The sequence below is a fragment of the Paramaledivibacter caminithermalis DSM 15212 genome, from assembly GCF_900142245.1.
In the GTDB taxonomy this organism is placed as follows: Bacteria; Bacillota; Clostridia; order Peptostreptococcales; family Caminicellaceae; genus Paramaledivibacter; species Paramaledivibacter caminithermalis.
This window is the reverse complement of record NZ_FRAG01000087.1, coordinates 1-9,339: the sequence shown is the minus strand read 5'-3', so window position 1 is coordinate 9,339 and position 9,339 is coordinate 1. Positions and strand designations below refer to the sequence as shown.

The following is a 9,339-nucleotide window of genomic DNA, read 5'->3' as shown; positions in this document are numbered from 1 at the left end:
AAATCTGGAAGAAAGACTACTTTTAGAATGAGTAGTAGTTATCCTTATAAAGACAAATTTCAAATAATTATGAAAAACATTGATAATATTACTTTTGCATAATTTATAAAATCAAATTTGAAAACCTTAAAGCAATAACCAAGGGATTAGTCTGCTCTTTTTTAGGTTACAACATAAGATTTTGAGTTGGTATCTTATTAAAATTATAATCTTTGGTTCTATTGTTAATGAAACCAGAACTTCAGATATAAGATTTTACCTTTTAACATTAATTTTCATCATAATTCATTGAGTTATGAATAATTCAGGCTGAGTTATAATAACTGGTTTAGAATGTTAGTTTTAAAAAAGAAAAAAATATTTTTCTGATTTGGCTTGACATAAATAGATATAAGTGATAATCTTACATGGTAACCTAGTTACAAATTGAAAATTAATGGAGGAATTGTTTAATGAAAGGTAAAGTAAAATGGTTTAACAGTGACAAAGGATTTGGATTTATTACATCAGAAGACGGAAATGATGTATTTGTTCATTATTCAGCTATCGAAGGAAATGGATTCAAAACTTTAGATGAGGAACAAGAAGTTGAATTCGATGTTGTACAAGGTGAAAAAGGACCTCAAGCAATTAATGTAGTTAAATTTTAAATATAGATAATAAATTAGGATTTACATAGCAAAACTTAATTTATACATGCACAAATACGTAACGTTTCTGGGCGTTTTGGGTATGTATAGATTAAAGTCTTTACTTAAATTCTTAATGTATATTTTAATATAGAAACTACTAAAACCCTGAAACAGTTCAGGGTTTTTTGCGTTTTTGACTTTATTATTTTTAAATTATAGATATTCAAGTAAAACAATTAATTTATACACATCAAAAATCTTTAAAAAATAGATGAATAATGGGATTTTGGGGAAATGAAATGTAAATAGAAGATTATGAAAAGCTGGATTGAGAGATAAAATTTTAGAAAGGACTAATCAATAGTTTTAATATTGTTGTTCTTGTAATGATTGTTATTGCAGCTATAACAGGAGCTATTGGATATTTAAATGGAATAGATGCTATTTTCTGTGAATCAATAATGATTAAAGGATTAACTAATAATTGGTTTCTTTATACTGTGCTGTTTGTATCTTATAATACGGTAATGGCAATTGCAGTTTTAGCACCTCCTTTGGGCGTATAATCAAAAAAATAAGAAAGATATCATAAAAGGAGCCGCAATTGGAGGGGTAATTCTTGGTAGCATTGGTACAGTATTATGTTTTGCAACTGTAAAAAACTTTTCATTAGTTTCTAAAACAGATATGCCAATTCTTATTGTTGCTCAGCGTAATAATAAGTTTTTGGGTACAGCCTATGCTTGTGTTCTTTTTTAAAGTATATTTACAACTTTAGCTGGTCTTATGTTTGCACTGGTTGAAAGATTGTATGTATATAATATAAAAATTACAAAAAAATAAAATATTAGTGACTATTATAATAGGTTCATTTGCATTATTATGCAGTAAAGTAGTGTTTGCAAAGCTGGTTAGTATATTATATCCCATCAAAGGCTATTTGGGATTCATTATTATCGGTTCTCTTTTTTACAATTATGTAAAATCAAGAAAGGAATCCATGAAAAAATATAGAATATAACAAAAGAATACATTGCACATATATCAGAGGAAACAGTAAGAAAATTGTATTTAAAGGAGAGTGATAATATGCAAAAGAGAAGACTCGGTAGAACTAATATAGAAACAGCAGCAGTAGGGTTTGGTGGTATACCAATACAAAAGGCTACTAAGGAAAAGGCTATAGAATTAATTAGAATTGCTAAGGAAAGTGGTATAAATTTCATTGATACTGCACGAGCTTATGGAAAAAGTGAGGAGTTGATTGGTTATGGCATTAATGCTACTTCTAGAGAGCATTGGTATGTAGCAACTAAATCCATGGCTAGATCTTACGAGGAGATGAAGGCTGATATTGAAATAAGTTTAAGAAAGCTTCAGCTAGATTATATTGATCTATATCAAATGCATAATATTAAAACTAAAGAAATATATAAACGAGTCATGTCTGACTCAGGAGCATTAAAGGCATTGAAGGAAGCCAAAGAGGAGGGAAAGATAAAGAATATTGGCATAACTAGTCACTCCTTAGATATATTAGTTGATGCAATAGAAACAAATGAATTTGCAAGTATTCAGTTTCCTTATAATCCTATAGAACGCCAAGGAGAGGATTTGTTTGAGCGAGCAAATGAGCTAGACATCGGTGTAATAGTTATGAAGCCAGTAGCAGGCGGAGCTATAAGAAATGTAGAGTATTCATTACGATATATATTAGAAAATAAGAATGTTACTGTAGTTATACCTGGAATGGATGAGGCTGAGCATATACGAAATAATGCAGCAGTAGCAAACCCATTTATACCTATGTCTAATATGGAAAGAGATATAATAGAAAAAGAAGCCGCTAGTTTAGGAACTGAGTTTTGTAGAAGATGTGGTTATTGCCAACCATGTTCTGTAGGGATAGATATTCCAACACAATTTGTCTTAGAAGGATATTTGTTAAGATACGATTTACCACAATGGGCAAAGGATAGATATATGAGTCTAGATAAAAAAGCTGAAGATTGCATTAGATGTGGCATGTGTGAGCCAAGATGTCCATATAATCTACCTATAGTAGAAATGCTTAAGAGAGTTTCACAAAATTTTGCTAAATAACTTAAAAGTCTAATAAATTTCAAATGAAAAGTGTAAAAAAGTTACTATTTTCAAACATTTAAATTTACAAAGTCCTACGGTAATATGCAATAGATAGTAATACAGTAGTTGCTAGAGTTGGATTGGATAGTAGTAGTTTTAAACAATGGGCTAAAAAAATATGTAAGAAGTCTTAAGGTTATCAAAAGTGAATTTGCTACAGTTAGTTCTAAGCTTATAGAGATTTTGGAAAGTCCCCAGGAGGATTAAAGCTTGCTAATGATTTTGAAACAGCTGAAAATACCACTCCTATTGGTACTAGAGCAACTGGTGAGGATTTAAAGATACTAGAAATTGAAAAGTAGTTATTTGTATTGGTTGGGGGTAGATTCATATTAAGAGCATTGCTTGTCGTTTTAACAAGATAAATGTAATAATTTGCTAATTAAAACAATTGAAATGTTAATGCAATTGTAATAAAATTATGATATATGAGAAGTTGAACATTTCACTTCGAGATATAACAAATTTTCATTTTTTTTAGAAGATTTTCCGACCAATCGTTACATATCCCCTAGAATTAAGACTTTAAATGCTAAATACAAAAGGTATAAATTTTATAGTTGCAATATGGGTAAAACTATCTGTAAAATTAATCAAATATATAAAGAAAGCTATAGCATTAAGAAAGAATCAAGAGCTTTAGCAGATGCGAACAATTAAAAAATGGAAATAAAAACAAACATAGCTATAGCGGAGAAAGAACTATTAAATTTAAATTAGCTTTAAGTTATGATACTTTTTTATGTCCTGTTAGGTATTCCAGTTTGTTGATGAAGCTATAGTTAATAACGGTGTAAGCTAAGGAAAGTAAAGATATATGTCCGAGAGTATTTAAATTAGATATTGATTAAATATTTTTAACATAAGCTTTTTCAAGATTTAGATTTTTTCATTTAGAGTTATATTTTTCAGATTCAGTTCTGATAGCACAGATTAAAAAAAGATAGAGTTTCTATTGATGAAAGCACGGTAGTCAGTTCCGATTGTAATATATTTAGTACATCCATGATTTTTCTTGTTGTTGAAGTATTTTGGATGTTTATATAGGCATGAAGAGTCACATTTTTTAGTTGTAAAAGGACAATTGGATTTTTATTTAATTTTATCATCAAAATATTGTTTCCCATCTTTATGTATGACAAGACCAGCATCACATAAAACATTAACATTAGATAGGTGTAGTATGCTCTTTTCTAGGATTTATAGGGATAAAAGCATGATCGTGAAGGCTAGGACTTGCAAAATTCTTAATATATTTTATATCATAACCTTTATCAGCAATGAAATAGTTTTTTTAAAGACGACCATTCATTTGTACTAAAAAATCAGCTGTTACAGATAATTCCATAACTATAGCTGTAGTAGTAACTTCAGCTATAGTTAAATCATAGATAACATCGGTTAGAAAATGATTTTTGTAGCCCAAATAACAATCAAAATTTTCGAAATATTGAAATTATTAGCTATAGGGACACATAATTTACAATCCTTATACATAAATATAATATTCGACATAAGTGAGGCAAAATCCTTTTTGAAATAGAAAAAATTTACAGAGTGATAAGAAATTTTTATGTTTTTAAGTAAAGTAATATCAAGCGTTTTAAGTTATGCTAAACGCTAATAAATTATAGTAGGGAGGTGTATTTATATGAATAAAAAGAATTTTTTGGATTCTAAAAAATTACTATTTCGTAGTTTTATAGCTGCAAGCCCTGTTTGTATTGGATATCTGCCACTAGGTTTAGCATGTGGTATCTTAGCCGCAAAAGTTGGATTGAGTCCAATACAGATAGCCTTAATTTCTATTATTGTCTTTGCTGGAAGTGCCCAGTTCATATCTATTTCTATGATTAGTACACAAGCAAGTGTATTTTCAATTATTATAGCTGTATTCGTTATAAATCTAAGGCACCTTTTATTAAGTTCTACCCTATCTAAATACTTTGATAAAATCAAAAAAACAAAATTATTGTTATTTGCTCATGGTATTACAGATGAGACATTTGCAATAAACTATAATAAGTTTAAGTCTGAGGATTGGGACTACAAGCATGCTTTTTTGGTAAATATTACAGCAATTATTGCTTGGGTTTTTAGTAATACAATAGGTGGTTTAATAGGTCCAGCCATTACTATTGAGACAGAATTGTTTAGTTATGCTTTAACAGCTATGTTTATTGCATTACTTTCTTTTCAATTAAAGAGAAGTATTTATTGGTATGTGGCATTTATCTCAGGGGTATTATCTGTAGTATTTTCTTTTATTATTAAAAGCAATTTAAATATTATTATCGCTACTCTAATAGCTGTGACAATCGCTTATTATATAGATGTGGAAGGAGAACGTAAGAAGAACAATAATATAGAAACCATTGGGGAAGAATAGATAGATATGTGATATGGTTATATAACATCATAATATGAGTGGGGTGATAAATTGAATATTTATTCATTTATAATAATGTTAATCGGGATGGGTATTGTGACATATATACCCCGTTGTGTCCCGTTATTATTTCTAGCAAAGCACCGAAAATCTGAGAAATTGAATAAATGGCTGCAATATATACCTGTAGCAATTTTTAGTGCATTAATTTTTCCAGATATATTTATAAAAAATCAGCAACTAGTTTTATTAGATGTTAAAATTCTTATCTCATTAGTTGTGTTTGTGGTAGCCCTTAAATCAAAATCAATAGGTATTTCAATTATGACAGGTCTTGGAATGTTTTATTTTTTAGGAAGGTGAAACGATGTTAAGCTCATTTGACATGATATTAATTCAACCGCCATTATTGTCTCGGGAGGAAAAGGGTAGTGAAAGTCAAAAAATTGAAATAAAGTATTGGTCTGAAATGGAGATTAACTCAGGACGTCTTTTAGGTGATTTGCCTATAGAAGCAAGTTATGGCATACTATCAATTGGATCTTATTTGACTGAATTAGGATATAAAGTTAAGATTATTGATTTTCATCTTATGGATTTTATGAAAAGGATAGAAACAAAAGAATCTCTTACTGATGAAGATATTTATGAGGAGTTAAAAAAATATTCAGCAAATCTATACGGTATTTCTGTTATGACAATATCGGAAAATAGAGCTGAATACATTACGAATACAATTAGAAGACTTAATAATGATGCTTTTATATTTTGGGGAGGATATTATCCCACTAATAATGACCAATTCATACTTAATAAAAATAGGAATATTGACTTTATTGTTAGAAATGAAGGAGAATTAATTGTTGCAAATATCTTGGCACAATCAAAATCTAAAGGAGTTAACCTTAAGGAGATAAGAGGAATTACCTATAGAAAAGGTTATAAGATTTATAAAAACAAACCCATTGATAATATTGATAATCTAGATATTTTACCATATATGAATTATGGGCTATATGAAAAAAAATATAGAGATATTATTGTACCTAGAGTATATACTGCTAGAGGATGTAATAATAGTTGTATTTATTGTACGGCAGATAATTCAACTAAGAGAAGTTATAGAAAACGAAGTCCTAAGCAGGTTGTAGATGAGATAGAACAGTTAATTTTTCATTATAAAAAAAAATTTTTTGTAATGGGAGACTTAGAATTCCTAAATGATTTAAACCATGCAAGCGCAATATGTAAAGAAATAATTAAAAGAAAGCTTGATGTTAAATGGTGGTGTCAGGTTTATCCACCAAATGTGAATGAAGAGATTATTAATTTGATGAAGAAAGCAGGGAATATCCAAATAGCTTTAGGTATTGAAACTACCAACTCCAGATCTCTAGAAGCTGTTAATAAAATGGTTGATACAAACGACACACTAAGAGCTTGTAATATTATAAAAAAATACAATATTCAAGTACAAGCCTATGTAATGTTTGGTTTGCCTCATGACACTTTAGATTCTTGTATACAAACGATTAAATTTATAGGAAAATTGATAACGGAAAGCTATATTGATACGACTCATTTCTCTATTATGATGCCTTACCCAGGCTCTGAAATATATAATAAAAGTAAATCCTATCAAATAAAGATTTTAGAAAATGATCCTAATAAATATTTTATGAATTGTGATTTCTTGGGTAATGGTATACCTCCCTATGAAACAGAAAATATGAGTAGATATGAGATTTATTGCATTTGGTTACTGGCTTTGGCTCATTCACAAAAGTGCTTTTGTAAAAACGATAAATATAATAGTCACTATAAAGAGCTGTATGAAAAGTTAGGACTTAGAGATTATTCTATTGTCAATAAGTTTACTACAAGTTAATAAAGGAGTGTAATAAAAACAGATAGTATTAGGAGTGATTAACAATGGGACATTTTAGAAAAAATATTTGTACTTTTATTGTAACAAACAAATGTAATTTATCTTGTAATTATTGTTGGGTTAACATGGAAAAAGACGATTATCCTAAACAAGTTCTAGATCTTGAATTTGCAAAAAAGGGACTGAGTGATTTTTATGAAATGACTAAGTCAAATTATTTAGGCTTTTTCGCTTCAGGGGAACCTACTTTAGAGATAAAGATTATGGATGAAATCTTAGAATATGCTAGAGATTTAATTGGTGATATAAAGGTTGAATTGCAAACAAATGGATGTTTCAATCGTAAAACATTAGAGTGGTTACATGATAATATAGATATTTTATGGATTTCTGGAGATGGACCTATTGAAATCAATGATATGAATAGAACTACTAAAAATGGAAGAGGATCTGGTCGCTTAATTGAAAAAAACATAAAACAACTTATGGAGCTCAAGGAACAAAGTAAAAAAGATATGGTTATAGGTATCCGGTCCACAATAGGGAATTTTAATGTAAAAAAGCAAAAAGAACTCATTGATTATTACTATGATTTAGGGGTAAGAGCAATTTATGTAGATCAAATATGTGCACAAGTAAGTAAGGATGAAAATAAATATCTAACAGGGGAAGTAGATTCTATAATTTTTGCACAAGAATTTCTAAAAGCCTATAAATATGCAAAGTCTTTAGGTGTTTTTTATGGTACCATCGCAACAATGAATTTTGATGAAGAGGTAGATATCGCATGTCGTTCTTTACTACCAGCACCTCATTTAACTCCTAGTGGTATAGTTAGTAGTTGTGAAATGTGTTATGAGGAAGGGTCACCATTAGATATTTTTATTTATGGTAAATGGAATGAAGAAAAGAAAATTATTGAGTATGATTATAATAAAATAGAGAAACTAAAATCAAGAAGAGTTGAAAATTTAATTGAATGTAAAGGTTGTGAATACATATACAATTGTGCAGGAAGCTGTGCGGGAGAATCATTTAATGAAACAGGAGATCTCTATAAAAGGAATGAAAGATTATGTAAAATCGTAAAGTATCTTGGTAAGGAATTGAAACGAAATGAAGGGATTTATCCTTATCTGCATCCATAATTTAGCTTATGAAATATAACATAAATAATAAGATAACCAAGAGGGAGTCGGAGAAGGATATAGTACCAATGATAAGTAGGACAGCAAAACCTGCTTTAGGGAAGGTCCCCTACTTAACTGATGTTTTACAAGGAGGTAAGAGCGAGTGATTGGCTAAAGGACTAATAACGCCATAGATAAAGTTCGAAAACTTCAAGTAAAACTATATTTATCAGCTAAAGCTAGCAAGATGGAAGATTCCATGCCCTATATGAGAAGATATATAGAATGGATATACTTAAGAAAGCTTAGGAAAATGTAAAGGCTAACAGAGGTAGTGCTGGAATAGGTAAAATAACAATAGATGAAGTAGAAGAAATAGGAATAGACAAAGTACTTGAAGAAATACAGAAAGAACTAAAAGATAAAACATATAGACCTAAACCAGTATTAAGGGTTGAAATACCAAAATTAGGTGGTAAAATGCGTCCATTAGGTATACCAATGGTAAAAGACAGAATTATACAAGCAGCAACTAAGATATTAATAGAACCAATATTTGAAGCAGATTTTAAGGAGTGCTCATATGGATTTAGACAAAAACGAAATCAACATATGGTGTTAAAATCAATAAGAAAAACATGTAATAAGGGGTTAAAACGTCTTGCTATCAGTTAAAAAGTCATAATGCTGAAAGAAGAAAAGTTAAGGAAAGCTGTATGAGGGAGAACCTCACGTACGGGTTGATGTGTATAAATTAACTGTTTTACTGGAATATCTATATCTATTCTTGTATCTAATATAATAAAAAATTATTCCTTAAAAAATATATAGGAATAATTTTTTTGTTTTATTATATAAGCTTGGACACTGGTGTTGCATAAAAAATAAAAACAAAAGTCAAGGAAAAAAAACAGAAATTTAGGGATTTTTTTGCCAGATAAAATATGATAAGATAAGTGATAAGGTAGTCCTTGTTCAAATTTTCTAATGAAAGGACAGAAAGCAAAAATGAACAAGGATAAAAAAACAACACTTGATTTTATCATAAATCTCTTAAAAAAATCTTTAAAAATTTTAAAAATTTTGGGTATAGATAAATATGTTAAGAAATTTACTGTTTCTAAATGTATTGCTCTTATGATATATGCACAAATA

At 29.0% G+C, this 9,339-nt stretch carries 10 protein-coding genes; 9 read left to right on the top strand and 1 reads right to left on the bottom strand.

Annotated elements, in window-relative coordinates; translation table 11 throughout:
* The first annotated feature begins 452 nt into the window (after positions 1-452).
* The 4 genes from BUB36_RS17685 to BUB36_RS20460 all read left to right on the top strand — a co-directional run bounded on the left by BUB36_RS17685 (position 453) and on the right by BUB36_RS20460 (position 2,984).
* Positions 453-650 (top strand): cold shock domain-containing protein, encoded by a 198-nt coding sequence (locus BUB36_RS17685; RefSeq protein WP_073153356.1) that lies wholly within the window; start codon positions 453-455, stop codon positions 648-650.
* 368 nt (positions 651-1,018) lie between these two features.
* A complete protein-coding gene (locus BUB36_RS17680; protein WP_073153353.1) occupies positions 1,019-1,198 on the top strand; it encodes a hypothetical protein in 180 nt (59 codons plus the stop codon).
* Between the two features lie 523 nt (positions 1,199-1,721).
* Positions 1,722-2,735, top strand: a complete 1,014-nt coding sequence (locus BUB36_RS17675; protein ID WP_073153350.1) for an aldo/keto reductase — start codon at positions 1,722-1,724, stop codon at positions 2,733-2,735.
* A gap of 117 nt (positions 2,736-2,852) precedes the next feature.
* Positions 2,853-2,984, top strand: a complete 132-nt coding sequence (locus BUB36_RS20460; RefSeq protein WP_278247869.1) for a hypothetical protein — start codon at positions 2,853-2,855, stop codon at positions 2,982-2,984.
* Positions 2,985-4,071: 1,087 nt separating this feature from the next.
* Here the strand turns inward: BUB36_RS20460 and BUB36_RS20455 are convergent.
* Positions 4,072-4,203, bottom strand: a complete 132-nt coding sequence (locus BUB36_RS20455; RefSeq protein ID WP_278247868.1) for a hypothetical protein — start codon at positions 4,201-4,203, stop codon at positions 4,072-4,074.
* A 225-nt stretch (positions 4,204-4,428) separates the two neighbouring features.
* Here BUB36_RS20455 and BUB36_RS17665 point away from each other — a divergent pair, with 225 nt between their 5' ends.
* The 5 genes from BUB36_RS17665 to BUB36_RS20575 all read left to right on the top strand — a co-directional run bounded on the left by BUB36_RS17665 (position 4,429) and on the right by BUB36_RS20575 (position 8,859).
* Positions 4,429-5,166 (top strand): AzlC family ABC transporter permease, encoded by a 738-nt coding sequence (locus BUB36_RS17665; RefSeq protein ID WP_084112128.1) that lies wholly within the window; start codon positions 4,429-4,431, stop codon positions 5,164-5,166.
* 75 nt (positions 5,167-5,241) lie between these two features.
* Positions 5,242-5,529, top strand: coding sequence for an AzlD domain-containing protein (locus BUB36_RS17660; RefSeq protein ID WP_073153358.1), 288 nt, complete (start codon positions 5,242-5,244; stop codon positions 5,527-5,529).
* A gap of 4 nt (positions 5,530-5,533) precedes the next feature.
* A complete protein-coding gene (locus BUB36_RS17655) occupies positions 5,534-7,054 on the top strand; it encodes a B12-binding domain-containing radical SAM protein (protein ID WP_073153347.1) in 1,521 nt (506 codons plus the stop codon).
* A gap of 44 nt (positions 7,055-7,098) precedes the next feature.
* On the top strand, positions 7,099-8,202 hold the full coding sequence (locus BUB36_RS17650; protein ID WP_073153344.1) for a radical SAM/SPASM domain-containing protein: 1,104 nt from the start codon (positions 7,099-7,101) through the stop codon (positions 8,200-8,202).
* A gap of 324 nt (positions 8,203-8,526) precedes the next feature.
* Entirely contained in the window at positions 8,527-8,859 is a 333-nt protein-coding gene (locus tag BUB36_RS20575; RefSeq protein ID WP_330390544.1) for a reverse transcriptase domain-containing protein, read from the top strand.
* The last annotated feature ends 480 nt before the right edge of the window (positions 8,860-9,339 follow it).